At 65.0% G+C, this 15,977-nt stretch carries 18 protein-coding genes; 10 read left to right on the top strand and 8 right to left on the bottom strand.

From position 1 onward, the window contains the following. Positions 1-185: 185 nt before the first annotated feature. From sfnG to AB0L57_RS05815, 3 genes are read left to right on the top strand one after another with little or no spacing between them, the layout of a single operon-like run. Positions 186-1,304: a dimethylsulfone monooxygenase SfnG gene (gene sfnG, locus AB0L57_RS05825; RefSeq protein WP_364957815.1), complete on the top strand. Its 1,119-nt coding sequence runs from the start codon at positions 186-188 to the stop codon at positions 1,302-1,304. Further along, a complete protein-coding gene (locus AB0L57_RS05820; RefSeq protein WP_364957812.1) occupies positions 1,301-2,530 on the top strand; it encodes an SfnB family sulfur acquisition oxidoreductase in 1,230 nt (409 codons plus the stop codon). The genes sfnG and AB0L57_RS05820 overlap by 4 nt, the downstream gene beginning before the upstream one ends. 29 nt (positions 2,531-2,559) lie before the next feature. Next, the gene (locus tag AB0L57_RS05815) at positions 2,560-3,102 is read left to right on the top strand and encodes a flavin reductase family protein (RefSeq protein ID WP_364957809.1); all 543 of its coding nucleotides are present in this window, start codon (positions 2,560-2,562) and stop codon (positions 3,100-3,102) included. Here AB0L57_RS05815 and AB0L57_RS05810 read toward each other — a convergent pair. Beyond that, positions 3,085-3,759, bottom strand: coding sequence for a hypothetical protein (locus AB0L57_RS05810; protein ID WP_364957806.1), 675 nt, complete (start codon positions 3,757-3,759; stop codon positions 3,085-3,087). The two genes, AB0L57_RS05815 and AB0L57_RS05810, sit on opposite strands and share 18 nt — an antisense overlap. A gap of 104 nt (positions 3,760-3,863) precedes the next feature. After that, positions 3,864-4,484, bottom strand: coding sequence for a hypothetical protein (locus tag AB0L57_RS05805; protein ID WP_364957802.1), 621 nt, complete (start codon positions 4,482-4,484; stop codon positions 3,864-3,866). A gap of 252 nt (positions 4,485-4,736) precedes the next feature. Here AB0L57_RS05805 and AB0L57_RS05800 point away from each other — a divergent pair, with 252 nt between their 5' ends. Further along, entirely contained in the window at positions 4,737-5,456 is a 720-nt protein-coding gene (locus tag AB0L57_RS05800) for a hypothetical protein (protein WP_364957799.1), read from the top strand. A 4-nt stretch (positions 5,457-5,460) separates the two neighbouring features. Here the strand turns inward: AB0L57_RS05800 and AB0L57_RS05795 are convergent, their stop codons facing one another. Next, positions 5,461-6,318 (bottom strand): SDR family oxidoreductase, encoded by an 858-nt coding sequence (locus AB0L57_RS05795; RefSeq protein WP_364957796.1) that lies wholly within the window; start codon positions 6,316-6,318, stop codon positions 5,461-5,463. 228 nt (positions 6,319-6,546) lie between these two features. Here AB0L57_RS05795 and AB0L57_RS05790 point away from each other — a divergent pair, with 228 nt between their 5' ends. Both AB0L57_RS05790 and AB0L57_RS05785 read left to right on the top strand, forming a co-directional pair. Further along, positions 6,547-7,854 carry a hypothetical protein gene (locus AB0L57_RS05790; protein WP_364957794.1) on the top strand — a complete coding sequence of 436 codons (1,308 nt, stop codon included), beginning with the start codon at positions 6,547-6,549 and terminating at the stop codon, positions 7,852-7,854. Further along, positions 7,851-8,654 carry an ESX secretion-associated protein EspG gene (locus AB0L57_RS05785; RefSeq protein ID WP_364957791.1) on the top strand — a complete coding sequence of 268 codons (804 nt, stop codon included), beginning with the start codon at positions 7,851-7,853 and terminating at the stop codon, positions 8,652-8,654. Before AB0L57_RS05790 ends, AB0L57_RS05785 begins: the two co-directional genes overlap by 4 nt. A gap of 29 nt (positions 8,655-8,683) precedes the next feature. Here AB0L57_RS05785 and AB0L57_RS05780 read toward each other — a convergent pair whose 3' ends face one another. Together AB0L57_RS05780 and AB0L57_RS05775 are read right to left on the bottom strand one after the other, a co-directional pair. Further along, entirely contained in the window at positions 8,684-8,860 is a 177-nt protein-coding gene (locus tag AB0L57_RS05780; RefSeq protein WP_364957789.1) for a hypothetical protein, read from the bottom strand. After that, on the bottom strand, positions 8,851-9,180 hold the full coding sequence (locus AB0L57_RS05775) for a hypothetical protein (RefSeq protein ID WP_364957786.1): 330 nt from the start codon (positions 9,178-9,180) through the stop codon (positions 8,851-8,853). Before AB0L57_RS05775 ends, AB0L57_RS05780 begins: the two co-directional genes overlap by 10 nt. A 392-nt stretch (positions 9,181-9,572) precedes the next feature. On the opposite strand from AB0L57_RS05775, the gene AB0L57_RS05770 reads away from it, so the two are divergent. Next, on the top strand, positions 9,573-10,478 hold the full coding sequence (locus AB0L57_RS05770) for a helix-turn-helix transcriptional regulator (protein WP_364957783.1): 906 nt from the start codon (positions 9,573-9,575) through the stop codon (positions 10,476-10,478). Positions 10,479-10,913: 435 nt separating this feature from the next. Here AB0L57_RS05770 and AB0L57_RS05765 read toward each other — a convergent pair whose 3' ends face one another. Beyond that, positions 10,914-11,306, bottom strand: a complete 393-nt coding sequence (locus AB0L57_RS05765) for a hypothetical protein (protein ID WP_364957780.1) — start codon at positions 11,304-11,306, stop codon at positions 10,914-10,916. 12 nt (positions 11,307-11,318) lie between these two features. Beyond that, the gene (locus tag AB0L57_RS05760) at positions 11,319-11,843 is read right to left on the bottom strand and encodes a DUF3558 domain-containing protein (protein ID WP_364957777.1); all 525 of its coding nucleotides are present in this window, start codon (positions 11,841-11,843) and stop codon (positions 11,319-11,321) included. A gap of 416 nt (positions 11,844-12,259) precedes the next feature. Here AB0L57_RS05760 and AB0L57_RS05755 point away from each other — a divergent pair, with 416 nt between their 5' ends. Both AB0L57_RS05755 and AB0L57_RS05750 read left to right on the top strand, forming a co-directional pair. Next, entirely contained in the window at positions 12,260-13,150 is an 891-nt protein-coding gene (locus tag AB0L57_RS05755; protein WP_364957774.1) for a hypothetical protein, read from the top strand. Between the two features lie 76 nt (positions 13,151-13,226). Then, positions 13,227-13,310 carry a toxin-antitoxin system HicB family antitoxin gene (locus AB0L57_RS05750; protein WP_364959258.1) on the top strand — a complete coding sequence of 28 codons (84 nt, stop codon included), beginning with the start codon at positions 13,227-13,229 and terminating at the stop codon, positions 13,308-13,310. Between the two features lie 51 nt (positions 13,311-13,361). Here AB0L57_RS05750 and AB0L57_RS05745 read toward each other — a convergent pair whose 3' ends face one another. Beyond that, positions 13,362-14,579 (bottom strand): arylsulfotransferase family protein, encoded by a 1,218-nt coding sequence (locus AB0L57_RS05745; RefSeq protein WP_364957771.1) that lies wholly within the window; start codon positions 14,577-14,579, stop codon positions 13,362-13,364. Between the two features lie 445 nt (positions 14,580-15,024). Between AB0L57_RS05745 and AB0L57_RS05740 the strand changes: the two genes are divergently transcribed. Further along, the gene (locus tag AB0L57_RS05740) at positions 15,025-15,975 is read left to right on the top strand and encodes a Fic family protein (RefSeq protein WP_364957768.1); all 951 of its coding nucleotides are present in this window, start codon (positions 15,025-15,027) and stop codon (positions 15,973-15,975) included. Positions 15,976-15,977 lie beyond the last annotated feature (2 nt).

The raw sequence follows: 15,977 nt of genomic DNA, 5'->3' as shown, positions 1-15,977 counted from the left end.
GGTGCGACCGGGTGCGGGTGTCCCGCAGAACACAGGAGCACTGATGGCCGACAATCGCGCAGCTGGTCGTCGGTGCGACCGGGTGCGGGTGTCCCGCAGAACACAGGAGCACTGATGGCCGACAATCGCGCAGCTGGTCGTCGGTGCGACCGGGTGCGGGTGTCCCGTAGAGCACAGGAGTTTCGATGACCACGGAGAAGATCGCCGAGCGTACGCAATTCGCGTACTGGGTGCCCAATGTCAGCGGCGGGCTGGTGACCAGCACCATCGATCAGCGCACGGGCTGGGATTTCGAATACAACAAGAAGCTGGCTCGCACCGCGGAGGACAACGGCTTCGACTATGCCCTGTCCCAGGTGCGCTACACCGCGTCCTATGGTGCGGAGTACCAGCACGAGTCGACCTCGTTCAGTCTCGCTCTGCTGGGCGCCACCGAGCGGTTGAAGGTCATCGCCGCCGTGCATCCCGGGTTGTGGCATCCGGCGGTGCTGGCGAAATTCGGTGTGACCGCCGATCATCTGTCCGGCGGGCGGTTCGCGATCAATGTGGTCTCCGGTTGGTTCGGCGGGGAGTTCACCGCCCTCGGGGAGCCGTGGCTCGAGCACGACGAGCGCTACCGGCGCAGCGCCGAATTCCTCGAGGTCGTCCGCAAGCTGTGGACCGAGGACGAGGTGAACTTCGCCGGTGACTTCTACCGGATTCGCGATCTGACCCTGAAGCCGAAGCCGCTGAACACACCCGAGCGTCCGAATCCCGAACTGTTCCAGGGCGGTAATTCCACCGCGGCCCGCCGCAATGGTGGCCGGCACGCCGACTGGTACTTCTCCAACGGCAAGGATTTCGACGGGGTCACCGAACAGCTCGCGGATGTGCGCGCGGTCGCCCGGGAGAGCAACCGCGAGGTGAAATTCGGCCTCAATGGCTTCATCATCGCCCGCGACACCGAGGCCGAGGCCCGCGACACCCTGCGCGAGATCATCGAGAAGGCGAACAAGCCCGCGGTCGAGGGCTTCCGCGATGCCGTGCGGCAGGCGGGTGCCTCGACCCGGGACGGCAAGGGGATGTGGGCGGATTCCAGCTTCGAGGATCTGGTCCAGTACAACGATGGTTTTCGCAGTCAGCTCATCGGCACACCGGAGCAGATCGCCGAGCGCATCGTCGCCTATCGCGATCTCGGTGTGGATCTGATCCTGGCGGGCTTCCTGCATTTCCAGGAGGAGATCGAATATTTCGGCGCGAAGGTCTTGCCCCTGGTGCGGGAGCTGGAGGCGCAGCGCGACCCGGAACTGGCGGCGAGTCGATGACAGCCGTTGCCGCCCAGCGGATCACCTCGGCCGAGCAGGCTCGCGAGACCGCGGCCGCCCTGGCGGCGGAGTTCGCGGTCGACGCCGCCCGGCGCGACCGCGATCGCGAACTTCCGTACCGCGAGATCGACCGGCTCTCGGCGAGTGGCCTGCTGGCCGTCACGGTGCCGGCCGAATTCGGTGGTGCGGATCTGGCGCCCGGCGAGGTGGCCGAGGTGGTCCGGTTGCTGGCGGCGGCGGACCCGAATATCGCCCAGATACCGCACTCTCATTTCGTCTATCTGAATCTGTTGCGGCTGGCCGGAACTCGCGATCAGCGCGAGCACCACTTCGGCCGGGTGCTGGCGGGCGCCCGCATCGCGAATGCCCAGTCCGAACGCACCGGGGCGACGGTCGCCGAGATCGCCACCACCCTGCGACCCGACGGCCCGCCCGGTGACGACGCGAAGTTCCGGATCGACGGCACCAAGTTCTATTGCACCGGTTCGCTTTTCGCTGATGTGCTGGCCGTACTGACCAGGCTGGACGACCCCCGCGAGAGCAGTGGCCTGTCCCCGGGGGACTACATCGCGTTCCTGCCCGCCGACACCGCCGGCGTCGAGACGGTCGACGACTGGGACGGAATCGGCCAGCGCACCACCGGCAGTGGCACCGTGACCCTCACCGGTGTCCGGGTCCGGCGTGATCAGCTGATCGCCCGGGCGGCCGCGGTGAACGCACCCACCGGCTACGGCGCCTTCGCCCAGCTGTTGCATGTGGCCATCGACGCGGGCATCGCGCGCGGTGCACTCGATGCGGCCGCGGATTTCGTCCGCACCCGCAGCCGGCCGTGGTTCGAGGCCGGTGTGTCGCGTGCGGCCGACGATCCACTGCTCGTCCAGCGCATCGGCGAACTGGCCGTCACGGTCGCCACGGCCGAGGCGACCTTCGAGGCGGCGGGCCGGGCGGTGGATCGGGTCGTCGCGGACCCGGCCGCGGAGCCGGCGGCCGCGGCGTCCGTCGCGGTGGCCACCGCGAAGATCACCGCCGACCGTGCCGCCAACGAGGTTTCCGCCGCGTTGTTCGAGGTCAGCGGAACAAGAAGTGCGGCAGCCGATCTGAACCTCGACCGGTTCTGGCGCAATGCCCGCACGCACACCCTGCACGACCCCGTGCGGTGGAAGTACCAGCACATCGGGCGTGCCGTCCTCGACGGCGCCCCGCCCCCGCTGCACGGCGTCATCTGATCCGGCGGCAGAGCTCATCGAGGTGCATCATGTCCGAACTGACCGACATCCCGTCCGACAGCGCCGGTCTACGTCGCGCCTTCGCGCATTTCCCGAGCGCGGTGGTCGCCGTGTGCGCCGAAACAGCCGGTGCGCCGGCGGGGTTGGTGGTGAGTACATTCGTACCGGTCTCCCTCGATCCGCCGCTGGTGTCGTTCTGCGTCCAGAACAGCTCGTCCACCTGGCCGAAACTGCTGGGCGCACAACATCTCGGCCTGAGTCTGCTCAGTGCCGATCAGGACGGCGCCGCCAAGAACATGAGTAGGCGCGAGGGCGATCGGTTCCGCGATCTCGAGTTGCGGCGCGGTGCGGACGGCGCGATCTTCGTGGACGGCGCCGTGGCGTGGCTGGAGGGCGCTGTGCACACTCAGGTGGCCGCGGGTGACCATCAGGTCGTCCTGGTGCGAATCACCCGCCTGGCGACCCGGTCGCAGGACGAGCCGCTGGTCTTCCACGGCAGTAGGTTCCGGCGCCTGCACCCCGGCGCCGATCCGGTGCCGGACGGTGTTGCCCCGTCAGCCGAAGTCGCGTAGACCGTCCGAACCGCCGGGTCGTGACGGCCGGAAACACAACCGCCGCCGCGGCCCCGGATCGGGGCTGGTGTGGTCGAGTACCGACGCGGCGAGCCCGCGCGCCCGGATGCCGGCCCGGTCCATGTCCTGGCTCAGCGCGTCCAGGTGGATCAGCGTGTGCTGCAACAGCAGTGGTCCGATGTCGACGGATTCGGTACAGGCCCCGTGGTAGGCCCGCACCGCACGCGGATCCTCGGTGAGCGCTGCGATGCCACCCAGCCGTACGCGCTGGGTCAGCCCGGCCCACACCCGTTCGTCCTCGGCACTGTCGCTGTCCCGCCAGCCACCGCGGTAGTCGAGATCGCGAATGATCGCGTCGGCGGGTTTCCCGACCCGGGTCTCACCGACCACCGCCCACAGGGCCAGCAGCCAGCTCAACGCCCGCAGCACGGTTTCGGGCTGCCGGCGGTGCAGGGCATGGATGTCCGACCAGGCGTCGTACTGGGTGAGCAGATTGGCCCATTCGAAGACGAGTCGCTCGACCCGGCGCAGCAGCGACTCGGGGAGATCCTGCTCATCCGGCCGCACGATCGCCACGGCGCGCCCGGAAACCAGATCTCGCAGCCCGACCATATCGGTCTCGGCTGTCTCGACCCATCTGTACGGTTCCCCGGCCACTCTTCGGATTGAGCCACGAATTCGCCGGTGGTGCAAGCAGAAAGCCCGTGTCGTCCGGAAACGGTGTGCCGGGGCGTCGCGGTCGCCCCGGCACACCGGCCGGATCAGGGCTGGCCGCTGACGACCGCGGTGAGCGCGTCCATGAACGGCTGCCCGCCCATGGCGTACCCGCCGCCGATCGCACCGATCACCAGGCCGATCGGCCCGGTGATGATGCTGAGGAAACCGAATCCCAGCACAGTGCCGATGAGGCCACCGAGCACGCCGCCGACGACCATGCCGACGACGTTCTGGTTGACCTCGTTGCTCAGCCGCGTCATCGAATCGATCGGCTGCATCTCGCCGACCTCTTTGGCGTCGGCCTTGGGCTCGAGCACGATCTTGTGACCGTCCTCGCTGATGTTCTGCGCGACGTGCATGGTCTTCCCGGAGACCTTGTACGACAGCGGCACCGTGACGAGGGAGGTGCCGTTGTCGGACTTCAGGTCGACGGCCGTGGCGTCGTGGTTGACTTCGAATCGTCCGTGATCGACGACAGTGGTCAGCACCCGCGAAAAGTCGCTGAGCACAGCGTGATAGCCGACTCCACGATCGATTCCGGATGCGGTGATCTCTTTGGCGGGGGCCGGGGAGGCGGCCGGGGGACTGGCGTTCACGATTCCCGCGCTCATCCCGACCGCGGCCGCTGCCATGATCGAGGTTACGGCGAACGTGCCGAACTTCATTCGAGATTCCTTCTCACGAGACTTCCGGCCGTGCGGTCCGGACGGAATGTGACACTAACGCGTCGAACGCTAATTGCCAGACTCGGTAATTCTCGAACCTGTACTCGGGCATTGTTGTGTAATCGTGATGAAGTAATTGTCTGAAAATGAAAGATTTCTATTTTCGCATCGGCCGTGTCGACGCGGAACCCCGGATGGTGTATGCATTTCGAGGGTCTTCAAAAACGCATGTGTTCTTCGATCATCTCCGGGGTGGTTCGAAGTGTTACCACTCTGGAGGACGAGTACGTGTCGCGCCGACGTGTTCAAGCCGGTGTCACCCTCACGGGTTTCGTGATCGCTGCCGCCTTGTCGGCGGCCTGTCTGATCGCCGCCGTGCTGTCGTTCACGGCGAACGACCACGATTCCGGCCAAACCCATGCCGCGGCAACGTCGTTGTCCAGCACGGCCGCACCCAGTGCCACGGGCGCCCCGATAGCCGCCGAACCGTCCGGGGACGCGACCGCGACCCCGGCGGCGCCGGAGGAACCACTGATCCTGAACAAGGGGGCGGACGAGAAGCATCCGGGCGAGACCGTCGCCGTGGGTGACTGTGTCGCCGCGGTCGTCGCGGCACCCGACGGCGGTGCGCCCGTGCAGAAGTCGGCCTGCAGCGGCACGGATTCGCGCTACAAGGTGACCGCGAAGGTCACCGAGGGTGCGCACTGCCCGGGCGATGCGGATCGCTCGGTCGGCGAAACGCTGCCCGGCGGTGCCAAAGACACCGTCTGCCTGGACTACAACTGGGTCGCCGGTAATTGCATGAGCGTCGCCGACAGCCCGAAGCCGGTCGACTGTGCCGCCACCGCGCCCGGCCGGGTCCGGGTGGTGGAGATCAAGTACGGCACCACCGATGTCAACAGCTGCACCGGCGGCGATCGTGGATTCGTCTACAACGAACGGCGTTTCGTGGTCTGCGTGGCGAATTTCTGAGTGTTCATCCGGCGGTGGTCCCCGGCGGCGGCAGCAGTGTGGCGAACCGGCGGTTCGCGAGGCGCGCCACCAGTTCGTAGGGCCAGGCGAATTTGCGGGCGAACCAGTAGCCGATTCGGATATCCGGTGAGGTGTGCACCAGATACCGGTTGCGCCGGACCCCGGCGAGGATCTGCCCGGCGACCTTCTCCGGAGTGACCGCGTATCCCTCGAACAGGTTCACCATGCGCCGCACCTTCGGATCGTCGCGATCGACCCCCGCGATCCGGACGGTACCCACCAGTGGCGTCCGGACGGCGCCGGGAACCACCAGGCTCACGCCGATGTCGTGGCGCTCCAGGTCGAACCGCAATACCTCGGAGACACCGCGCAATCCGAATTTGGCGGCGCTGTAGGCGGCATGCCACGGCAATGCGAGCAGTCCCGCGGCGGAGGAGACGTTGACCAGATGTCCGCCGCGGCCGGCTCGAACCATCGGCGGGACGAAATTCTCGATGATGTGGATCGGGCCCATCAGATTCACATCGACCATCGACTTCCAGTCCCGATGCTCGAGGTTCTCCACCGTGCCCCAGGTGGCGACACCGGCGACATTCATGACCACATCCAGGCTCCCGTGCTCCCGGTGGATCTCCGCCGCCCACGCGGTGACGGCCTCGTAATCGGAAATATCCAGGGCCCGGAACGCGAGCACCTCGCCACCGGCGTCGCGGATCCGTGCCGCGGTGTCGGCCAGGCCGGTGGCGTCGATATCGGTCAGGATCAGGCGCATGCCCTGCTCGGCGGCCGCCGTCGCGGTCGCTCGGCCGATTCCGCTCGCCGCGCCGGTGATCAGGCATTTCCGGCCGGTCAGAACTTTCATCGTGGGTCTCCCATAGTTTGCGAACACTATTGTTCACAATAGCGGTGAAGCCGCTGGATTCGTTAACGACGACGGTAGGACTCGGCCGCCCCGACCGCTGTGGCCGGAGCCGTCGGCGGAGCCGGGCAGCTGCGGGCCGTTTGATAAAGTCAGCTGACCAGAAGTGTCGGGGGCGAGCAATCGGGCGCCGGAACGTGCCGAAGCTCCGCGGGGGAAGGGTCGGTCGCGATGTCTTATCCGATGTACGGAATTCCGGACTTCTCGCTGCCCACGATCGGCAGCCAGATCGGTCACGGCCTGACCAGCCTGATCGCCGGCGAGGGTATCCCGAACGCCAGGAGCGCGGCCGACGTTCAAGGCATGTACAACGGCTTTCGCGACGGCGTCCGGTCCGAGGTGTCCAAGATCGGATTCGAGGGTGAGTTCCGGCCGCCCTCGGTGCACGACACCGACAATTTCGAACGGCACGATCTCGCGACGCTGCGCGCGAAGGTCGACAAGATCGATCTGACGGCGGTCGCGGGTCTGAAAAATGCCTGGAGCGTGATCGGGACTCAGGAAACGACCTCGTTGTCCACATTCCAGCAAGCGATGACCAAGGCCACCGACGAGAACGTCTGGCGTGGTGAGGCGAGCAAGGCCGCCGCACAGGCGGTCACCGACTACACGACCAAGTCCTCGCAGGTGGCCAAGGCCGCGGAGCTCACCGGGAACAAGCTGGACGAGCTGTCCACCGGTCTGACGCCCACGAAAGATCTTGTGCCGCATGTGCCCGAGCACCGGTCGGGAGTCGGCAATTTCCGGCATTGGCTCGCCGGTCGAGGCTGGAAGAACGACGATACGGCCTATCACAACGCCTACGCCGAGGCCAAGCGTGTGCTGTCCACCGTCTACGCCCCCGTTGTGCATGAAAGCGACGCCGGCGTGCCGGTGATTCCCAAGCCGAACCAGCCGCCGAACGGTCCGGGTGACCAGCCGCCACCGTCGACAGTGGTGCCTCCCGATGGCAGCAGGGTGCCCGGCCAGGTGGACCCCGGCGGCACCGACAACTCGCCGAACCAGAATCCCGACGAGCAGAATTCCGTTGACGAGGGGCCGAATTCGCCGTCGGACCCGTCCGCTTCGAGTGAGCCCAGCAGCTCGCCGAACGCGGGCGATCGAAGTCCGGCCGACCCCGCGGCGGCCACCACGGCCGCGGGATTCGACCCGAGTTCGCTCGCGAAGACCGGTACCGGTTCGTCCGTTCCCGGCGGGCTCGGCGGCGGTACACCCGGGTCGCCCGGGCAGGGCAATGCCGTTCCGGGGGTGGCGGGCCTCGCCGCCGATGCGGGCAATGCCGGTCGTGCGGCCGCGGCCGCTGGTAAGTCCGGAACCAGTGGTGTGCCCGGCATGGGTGGTATGGGCCGCGGTAAGGGCGACAAGGAAGACGAGCGCACGAAGACGGCTCCCGACTACCTGATCAACCAGGAGAACGGCGATGAGCTGACCGGTATCCCGGCTCTTCCGAAGAGCGTTCCCCCGGTCATCGGTGGATGACGGCTGCGAGCGGGGTCGAGGCGATGAACACGAGTAGACAGTGGCGGTTCGCCGCCACCGAATTCCGCGTGTTGTGGGATTGCACCGGCCGGGACGTACTGCCATACCCCCTCGCTCACCGCTTCATCGCCGAGGACACGCTCGAGGATGTGAACCGAACTCGCAAGCGAGTCGCCGAAAAGCTACTGCCGCAGGTGGATACGGATCTCGAACGCGCGATCCAGATACTGCTGGCCCCGGAGGTCCGGGTCGAGATCGCCGGTTTCCGAGGACGTCGCCGCGAGTACAAGATCCGCATCCACGCGGCGGTCCACGATGGCGAGGGCGTGATCGCGGTCCAGGACCCCGGACCGGAGGACAGCATCGGCGGCACCGTGCATCTCTCATTTCTCGGAGTCGATCGGGTGGCCGCCGCGATGATCGCGGCCCTTCCCGACTGTGCTGCGGGACAAGGGAAGCCACTGACCATTCCGGTCGAAGATCTGGACGCGCCGATACCGCATGTGCGTGATTCCTGGGTGGTGAGCCCGAAGGAACAGCTGACGCGTTTCATGAGCCGGCCCACCACCGCGACCATCCACATCGCCGCCTATCCCTGGGGGAGTCCTGACAACCGGCATATCAAGGGCCGCAAGGATTTCCAGATCATCGATTTTGCCGACGACGGGCGCTACGCATGTTTCGGCGACCGGGTCGCCAAGGTCAAGCCGACCGATTCGGCGAAGATGACCGCGCAGGTGCGCGACATGATCACCCGCACCATCGCCGAGGTCCGCAAGGGCGACCACCCGAAGCCCTGAGCATGGGCCGACTGCCGGATACCGCCTGTTCACCGGTCCAGCCATAGCTCGATCCGATCGAGGGAAGCCGCGGCGTGAACGGGCGTTCCGTCCTCGGCGTCCACGAGCATCCAGGTTTCGGGTCGTGTGCGATCGCGTAGCAGCCGGTAACCCGCCCGGTCGGCGCGATCGCTCAGGCCGCGGAGCCGCTCCGATGTCACATCCATTGTGATTCAACACCTTTCGAATCGGCAGAATCCGGGATCGCCTCCGGTTCCGGCAGCGCCAGATCGGCGAGCCGTTGGAGCACCTCGCGCAGTGTGTGTGGTGTCGGCGTCACCTCCGGCTGGGGTGCCTCGTCCAGGACCGGAAATGCCAGGTCGCGTTCGGCCGCCCGCTGCCGGGGCGGCACCGATTGCGGCGCGAGCTTGCCCGCGTGCACAAGTGTCTGATGGGCTGCGGCCTTCCAGGAACATCCGTGAATCCGGCAGTTCCGATGCCGCCGCATCTGTTCGTGCGCCAGTTCGATTTCGGCATACCCGCACACGTGCGGCGGTGCTACGATCGGGCTGTCGCTGTGTGGGGATGTTCTCGTATTCCAAAATTCTGTATCTAGTTCTGTCACTTCCGAATTCGTCATCGTCTCGAACCTTCGTCGTGTGGTCGACCCGATGACCGAGGCTGCTGAGAGCCACCAAGCGTTTCGCCTCAGTGCGATTCGGTGGTGTCCCGGTCCGTCGCCGCTCGCTGTGCCGAGAGAGGTTGTGCGGCTGAATGTTCCGGGCCTTCCCGGTCATCGGGCTGCACCAAGTACACACCAACGAAGCGCTGATGGACCAGCGAAACAGGGTGAGTTCCGGCAGATCACCGGGCGTCCAGTATCGGGCGGTCCAGCAGATATGGGTCCGTACTGGACCACACTCGAGAGGGAGGCTAGTTATGGCAGGTGGGACCACCCTTCCCCGGCGCGCGCTCGGCCGCCGAATGCGTGAACTGCGGGCAGCGGCGCAGAAGAGTCAATTGGCCGCGGGGCTGGCTATCGACGTGTCTAAGCAGGGGATCGGCCGCCTGGAGGAGGGGCGGCCGGTGCGGATCAGCCGGGTACAGTTCCGTGAGCTCTTGGGCTTCTATGACGCTGACGAGGATGTCAAAGCTGAAGTGCTGGGCTTGCTTCAAGAAATCAGGGCCGCGAGAGGTGATGACTCGAATTTCTGGTGGCGACCCTTCGCCGACGTGATAAATCCGAACTTCAATCACTTCATTAGCCTCGAGTCGGCGGCCTCGCGGATTACCAGCTATCGGCTCACTCTTGTACCCGGACTGCTACAGACACGGGCATATCGTCGATGGATCGTAGAAGCCTCGGATCCGACGCTGTCCAGATCGGAGGTCGACCATCACGTGGAGGTGGTGGCCGGACGGAAGCGCAAGTTGTCGGAACCGGGCTTTTCGTTCGAAGTGCTGCTTTCGGAGTGCGTATTTCGTCACCAGCTCGGTGGACCGGAGGTCATGCTCGAGCAGTTGCGGCATCTGGCCGAGGTCGCACGCCTGCCGAACGTATCGATCCGGGCGATCCCATTCGATGCCGGTACCCATCCCGGGCTGGTCCTCGGATCTTTCGTACTGGTCGAGTTTCCGCCGTTGCATCCTGGCCGTATACCGGAGGCGCCGTTGATATTTACGGAGGGTTTCACGGGAGGACTGTTCGTCGAGAACGACGATGTGGTCAGTACCTATAGAAGCTCACTGGATGAACTCCGCACGTTCGCCTCCAGTGCGGAGGACACCATACGATTGATCGAGACGATCGCCGACGGGTACGACTCCACCCGCCGGATGGTGTAGGTCGCACCGGCTCAAAGGGGATCGTCTATCGCTGCTGGGTGCATGGCATATTCGGCGACGGAGCGACCGGCGTTCGCGAATCGAAGCCGCAACGGCCGCGCGTCGATTCTCTCGTCGGATGGCGATCGATGATGCGGGCAGCTGCCGATAGCGACATCGACCATGGGCAGGCCGGTACATGCATTCACTGCTGCAGGAGGTTGGCATGTCTGGTCCATGTGATGGATCGTGGGCTCGAATCTGTTTCACTACAAGGCCATTCGTGTCCCCGCCCAGGGTGCGAAGCAGCAAGCTGCTGGTTGTAGAGATGAGTGGCGTACTGGTTTACGAGCGGCAGTGGAATTAGCGGCGACGATTAGATCGATGCCCCGTCATCGCGTTCCGCGGTTTGTGTTGTCGCGATAATGCTATCGGTCGCCAGATCGCCTGCGGGCACTAAGTCTTAGCCGGGTTCTGCTCGATGATCCCGGTGAGCGTTGATGCATTCGTGAAGTCCTGGCCGCTCAGCCGCGCGAGCGAAATTGCCATGACCTCTCGCATGTTCTTTACGGTCTCGACATGGTCGGCGATGATCTTCTCGATGCTGTTGTCATCGCCAGTGGCCTGAAGTTTGAACTGCCCCTCCAACATATGACCCATATCGAAATCGCCGAAGCCTGAGACCGCCTTGACCTGATCGACGTAGACTTTGAGATCCTCGATGTCTTCCAGACGCTTGTTGCACGCTGCCAAGCATTCGCGAGCTGTCTGCTCGTCGTCGAGGTAGAGATCCCCGGATCTTGCCTCGCCTACCCGCTGCTGCCAGGTACCAACGTCGTTGGCTGCCATTGTTACCCCTTGTTACTGCGGAATTGACGGCACGATCGCCTCGCCGATGGTTGCCAGTGTCGGGCACGGGTCGATCGGGACATCATCTGAGATGCGCCCAATTACCTGGACCTGCACTGTTCCCTTCGTCGTCTGAAATGCCACGTCGCAGTTGCGGTCAGATCCCTGCTCGTGGAATTCGGTGCCTTGCCGACCTGCCATGGTGATGGGCTGCTGGTTGACATTGCCGTCCTTGTGGGCGATCTCTTCCGCAGAGTGCTTGGCGGTCGCATAGACCGAGACCGAGTACTTCTTGCCTTTCCAGGCGCAAATATTCCAGCCGCCTTGGACCGCCCCGCCGATCCCGGACTTCTTCGTGCTCGGGTCGACCTGTGCGGCTGTCAATGCGGAGTCCGGAATCTGTGTGCACGGATCCCACAGTTCAGCGGCCGCGTCGGTGGTCGTGGCCGGCGACCCCTCGGTAGTGGAACCGCACCCGGCCGTCATCGCCAGTACCGCCCCGATGGCGAGCGCCGCCCCTGTCACTCGTCGCTGCACCCGACAACCTCCCGCTGGACTATTGCAACCGCTACGAACTATAGGACGTACCGGATGCCTGCACCGTTCCCCACCATCCGATCCCCGCGCTGACCGGTGCAGACCTCATCAGTCCGGGTCCTCACCTGCCTGACCTGGAGCGAGATGCCGAACACTGGCGGTCTTGGAAATGGCGGTGATGCCGGGCGCCGACAGCCGTGCCCATGGGCATCATCCGAGTCGGAGACTCCGGCCGGGGTGTTGAATCTGCGACGGGGTGGGCCGGGGAACCGGCAACACCGAACTGGTGATCAACTGTCCAGCGGCGCGGCAGGTCATTTGTATCGAAAGTTGTTCTGTATCAACATGATACGTCGATTGTGTGGTTGGCCTGTGCGATGCGGAGAGTGTCGGAGGTATCGATTACGTTGCGGTGCATGCCCTCTGCGCCACATGAAGTGGTGATCGACATGTTCTCCGAACAGCCGGCACTGGTTGCGGCGCTGCTGACCGCGCTCGGCTGCTCGCTGCCGGAGTACGAATCGGTGGAATCGCAATCGGAGAAGGCCACCGTGCTCGCACCCACCGAGTATTACGCCGACGCGGTACTCGCCTTCCATCAGGACGACACACCCGTCCTCGGTGTGGTCGTGGAAGTCCAGTTACGTCGCGATCCGGACAAGGTATGGTCCTGGCCGGTCTACATCGCGTCACTGCGTGCGCGGATGAAATGCCCTGTTCTGCTGCTGATCATCTGCCCCGACAGGCGGACGGCGCGCTGGGCCGCCCAGCCGTTGGAGCTCGGATTTGGCAATCCACCCACGGCGCTGTGCCCACTGGTACTGGATCCCGATGCGGTGCCTGTGGTCGTAGACCCGGAGCAAGCTGTCGAACTTCCCGAACTGGCGGTCCTGTCCGCCGTCGCGCACCCCACCCACCCGCAGCATGAAAATATCTGGAAAGCCCTGGTAGCAGCCCTGGGAGCGATCGGCAGCGACCCTGCCATGCGATATTATGACTTGGTCTTGACGATGCTGCCCGCAGCTGTCAGACCCGAATGGGAGGCATTCATGTCCGCCGATTTGCGCAACTACGAGTTCCGCAGCGACTTCGCGCGCCGCTATATCGCTGAAGGCAGGCAGCAAGGCAGGGCTGAGGGTGAGGCGCGGGGCGAAGCGAAGTTTGTGCTGAGAGTTCTCGAGACGCGGGGTGTCCCTGTATCCGATCGTGTGCGTGAAGCCATTGTCGAATGCACCGATCACGAGCAATTGGACAAGTGGCTCCGTCTCGCTCTGGAAGTGAGCCGCGCGGAGGACTTGCTCGGCTGAACCGGTGAAAGTTGTGCCGGTGCCGTTGACGGACCGTACTTACAGCGGACAGTTTCTGGTTCGTACGTCGGCGGATATGCATCGACGACTGACCATCGAAGCCACGGAGCGTGGTATCAGTGTCAACAAGTGGGTCAACGAGAAGTTGGCCAGTGCTTGAGATCCGCTGAGCTCTCGGAGAACTCCTCGGAGGCGAGGTCGGCTGCCCGGTTCAGTGCCCCGGGGCCCAGTCCGCCGGGAACGCGCGGTAGGTGCCGAGGGGGAGGCGGGCGTCGTAGACCATCTCGCCGGATGGGGTGAACTCCGAAATGTGCGGCGCCATACCCCAGCCGACGAGGGTGTTCCCGTTCGGAACCGGCTGGGCGTCGCCCATGGCGAAGGCGACGAGATTGTCGGGGTGGGTTTGGTTGCGTACCAATGTGGCTCGATGGGTGGCCTGGTCGAGGTGGATCCACTGGACGCTCGACAGGCCCTTGGTTTCGAAGCCGCTCGAGTTGTTGTTGAACAGCCGCAGGGTGTCGGGGTCGGCGAATTCGGCGTCGTGCTGGAATGCGAATTCCACACCGGGGCCGAGTTCGAAACTGGAATTCTTACCGCCGAGCTGCCACTTGATCGCGCCGGTGTGGATGTCGACGTCGTAGATCGTGGAGGTGTCGCGCATCGAGATCACCAGATTCCCTTGGGGATCCAGGGCGATCGAATTCATGTGGTACGGGTCGTAGGCATCGCTGCCGGGGAGTTTGCCGGGGGCGGTGGTATCGGTCAGCGGGACATGTTCGGCCGCGCTCCAGCGCATCAGTACGCGCTTGCTGGCCACGTCGACCACGGAGGCGACCGTGTCGAACATCTTGCCGTTCGCGGGGCCGCCGATCGCGGACAGGTCCGCGTCGATCTCTCGATAGGAGGTGATCAGCGCGCGGCCGTCGGGGGTGAGGCGGAATTCGTGCACATCGGTGGAATCGCCACCGGCGTCGAGGGTTTCGAACACCGTGCCGTGCTCGTCGGCGATGTAATCGGTACCGGACCCGTGCCCGCCGACGGTATCGCCCTGCCACCAGGTCAGCACCCGCTTGCCCTGATAGGTCTGGGTGCGGAAGTTCGACACGTCCTGCCCGGCCGGTGGCGTGTAGCGCCAGACCTCGCGCCCGGACTTGTCCACCACGATATTCGCCGGCGCGGTCGCGGGAATCCCGGCCAGCGCCCGGCCCGCACCAGGCACCAGCGCCGCCGCGCTGACCCCGTTGCTGTAGTAGATGTAGCCAGGCGCGGCGGCCGGTGTGTTCACATCCACGGTGTAGCTGGGGGCGCCGACCGGGAAGGTGGGTAGCGGCGCGGCGCTCGCGGCGAACGGGATCGATGCGGCGCCGATCCCGACCGATGTCGCGAGAGCGGCCGCGGCGATGTAGCGACGACTGGACACCCGTGCCATATGCATTCCTTAGCCAAGTTAAGTAACAGCTGCGGAGAGGAGGCTAGCGTTGCTTTCTGAGGGGATTATGAACAGCGCCGACGCCTGCCATGCCGCCGGGGCGCCTTCTGATGGCGATTATCGTACATTTCCCGGCGGTTTTAGTTAACGCTAAGGCAATAGCGTTAACTATGATGGCCGTATGGTCGACGCTTCTGCCGACGGTCGGTGGCCGCCTGTCACGTACGAGGAGCGCCCGTGGTCGGTTCGGGACACGTCCGCCTCGCGGACCCAGTTGCGCAAACATGCTGGTCCGTACTCCGCGGCAGTTGTGCCGGCGATTGCGGGACGGGACCTGACGGCCCCCATTGAGCTGCTCACCGAGGCGGAGGAAGCGGCCGCGGAACTGGCCCGGTTCGATGCTCGTGTTTCCGCGGAGCTCGGCGGAGATTGCGAACTCGGGCCCATGAGTTCGATCCTTCTGCGAACCGAGAGTGCCGCGTCGTCGCAGATCGAAAACCTCACAGTCGGTGCACGTCAGCTCGCACTCGCGGAACTCGGCGAACACTCCGACCGCAATGCACAGATCGTCGCGGCGAATGTGCGGGCCATGGAAGCGGCACTGGAGCTCGGCCGTGAGATCACTGCTGACACGCTGCTGTCGACGCATCACGCCTTGTTGAGCGACTCGGATCCGGACCACGCCGGTCGCTGGCGCGACCAACAGGTCTGGATCGGCGGCGGAAACGTCGGCCCGCATCGCGCCGACTTCGTACCGCCTCATCAGGACCGGGTCGTCGCGGCCATGGACGACCTGTTTCGATTCATCCAACGTGATGACCTTCCGGCGGTCGTGCACGCAGCCCTCGCTCATGCTCAGTTCGAGACAATCCACCCGTTCACCGACGGAAACGGACGGACCGGCCGGGCTCTCGTGCATGCGATGCTGGGCAGCAAGGGGCTCACTCGTCATGTGACAGTGCCGATTTCGGCCGGACTGCTGGTCGATACCGCGGCATATTTCGATGCGCTGACGAGCTATCGAGCCGGTGCTGTGGAGCCGATCCTTCGGCAGTTCGTCGATGCCACATTCTTTGCGATGGGAAATGGTGGCCGGCTGGTCGAGCGCCTGCGAGCGATCCGCGCCGGATATCGTGAGATCACCACCGCTCGTGCGGATTCTGCAGTCTGGCCGATGATCGACGCGTTGATCGCGCAGCCTATCGTCAACAGTTCCTATCTGATGCGCACTGTTGGCATCAGTGCAGTGGCAGCGCATCGAGCGGTCGATCGTCTGGTCGAGGCGGGCGTACTGCGTGAGGTGACCCGGCAGGTGCGCAACCGGGTGTGGCAGGCCGACGAAGTCATCGAGGCCCTCGACGACTTCACGGCCGGGATTCGCCGCGTGCGGGGCTGACA

The organism is Nocardia sp. NPDC052254, assembly GCF_040679495.1.
GTDB lineage: Bacteria > Actinomycetota > Actinomycetes > Mycobacteriales > Mycobacteriaceae > Nocardia.
The sequence above is the reverse complement of the archived record's forward strand: the minus strand, read 5'-3'. Positions and strand labels throughout refer to the sequence as shown.

What these genes read in the sequence shown, in the direction of transcription:
- sfnG (WP_364957815.1), top strand. Translation starts at nt 186, where the DNA reads ATGACCACGGAGAAGATCGCCGAGCGTACGCAATTCGCGTACTGGGTG.
- AB0L57_RS05820 (WP_364957812.1), top strand. Translation starts at nt 1,301, where the DNA reads ATGACAGCCGTTGCCGCCCAGCGGATCACCTCGGCCGAGCAGGCTCGC.
- AB0L57_RS05815 (WP_364957809.1), top strand. Translation starts at nt 2,560, where the DNA reads ATGTCCGAACTGACCGACATCCCGTCCGACAGCGCCGGTCTACGTCGC.
- AB0L57_RS05805 (WP_364957802.1), bottom strand. Translation starts at nt 4,484, where the DNA reads ATGAAGTTCGGCACGTTCGCCGTAACCTCGATCATGGCAGCGGCCGCG.
- AB0L57_RS05795 (WP_364957796.1), bottom strand. Translation starts at nt 6,318, where the DNA reads ATGAAAGTTCTGACCGGCCGGAAATGCCTGATCACCGGCGCGGCGAGC.
- AB0L57_RS05790 (WP_364957794.1), top strand. Translation starts at nt 6,547, where the DNA reads ATGTCTTATCCGATGTACGGAATTCCGGACTTCTCGCTGCCCACGATC.
- AB0L57_RS05785 (WP_364957791.1), top strand. Translation starts at nt 7,851, where the DNA reads ATGACGGCTGCGAGCGGGGTCGAGGCGATGAACACGAGTAGACAGTGG.
- AB0L57_RS05780 (WP_364957789.1), bottom strand. Translation starts at nt 8,860, where the DNA reads ATGGATGTGACATCGGAGCGGCTCCGCGGCCTGAGCGATCGCGCCGAC.
- AB0L57_RS05770 (WP_364957783.1), top strand. Translation starts at nt 9,573, where the DNA reads ATGGCAGGTGGGACCACCCTTCCCCGGCGCGCGCTCGGCCGCCGAATG.
- AB0L57_RS05765 (WP_364957780.1), bottom strand. Translation starts at nt 11,306, where the DNA reads ATGGCAGCCAACGACGTTGGTACCTGGCAGCAGCGGGTAGGCGAGGCA.
- AB0L57_RS05755 (WP_364957774.1), top strand. Translation starts at nt 12,260, where the DNA reads ATGCCCTCTGCGCCACATGAAGTGGTGATCGACATGTTCTCCGAACAG.
- AB0L57_RS05750 (WP_364959258.1), top strand. Translation starts at nt 13,227, where the DNA reads ATGCATCGACGACTGACCATCGAAGCCACGGAGCGTGGTATCAGTGTC.
- AB0L57_RS05745 (WP_364957771.1), bottom strand. Translation starts at nt 14,579, where the DNA reads ATGGCACGGGTGTCCAGTCGTCGCTACATCGCCGCGGCCGCTCTCGCG.
- AB0L57_RS05740 (WP_364957768.1), top strand. Translation starts at nt 15,025, where the DNA reads ATGAGTTCGATCCTTCTGCGAACCGAGAGTGCCGCGTCGTCGCAGATC.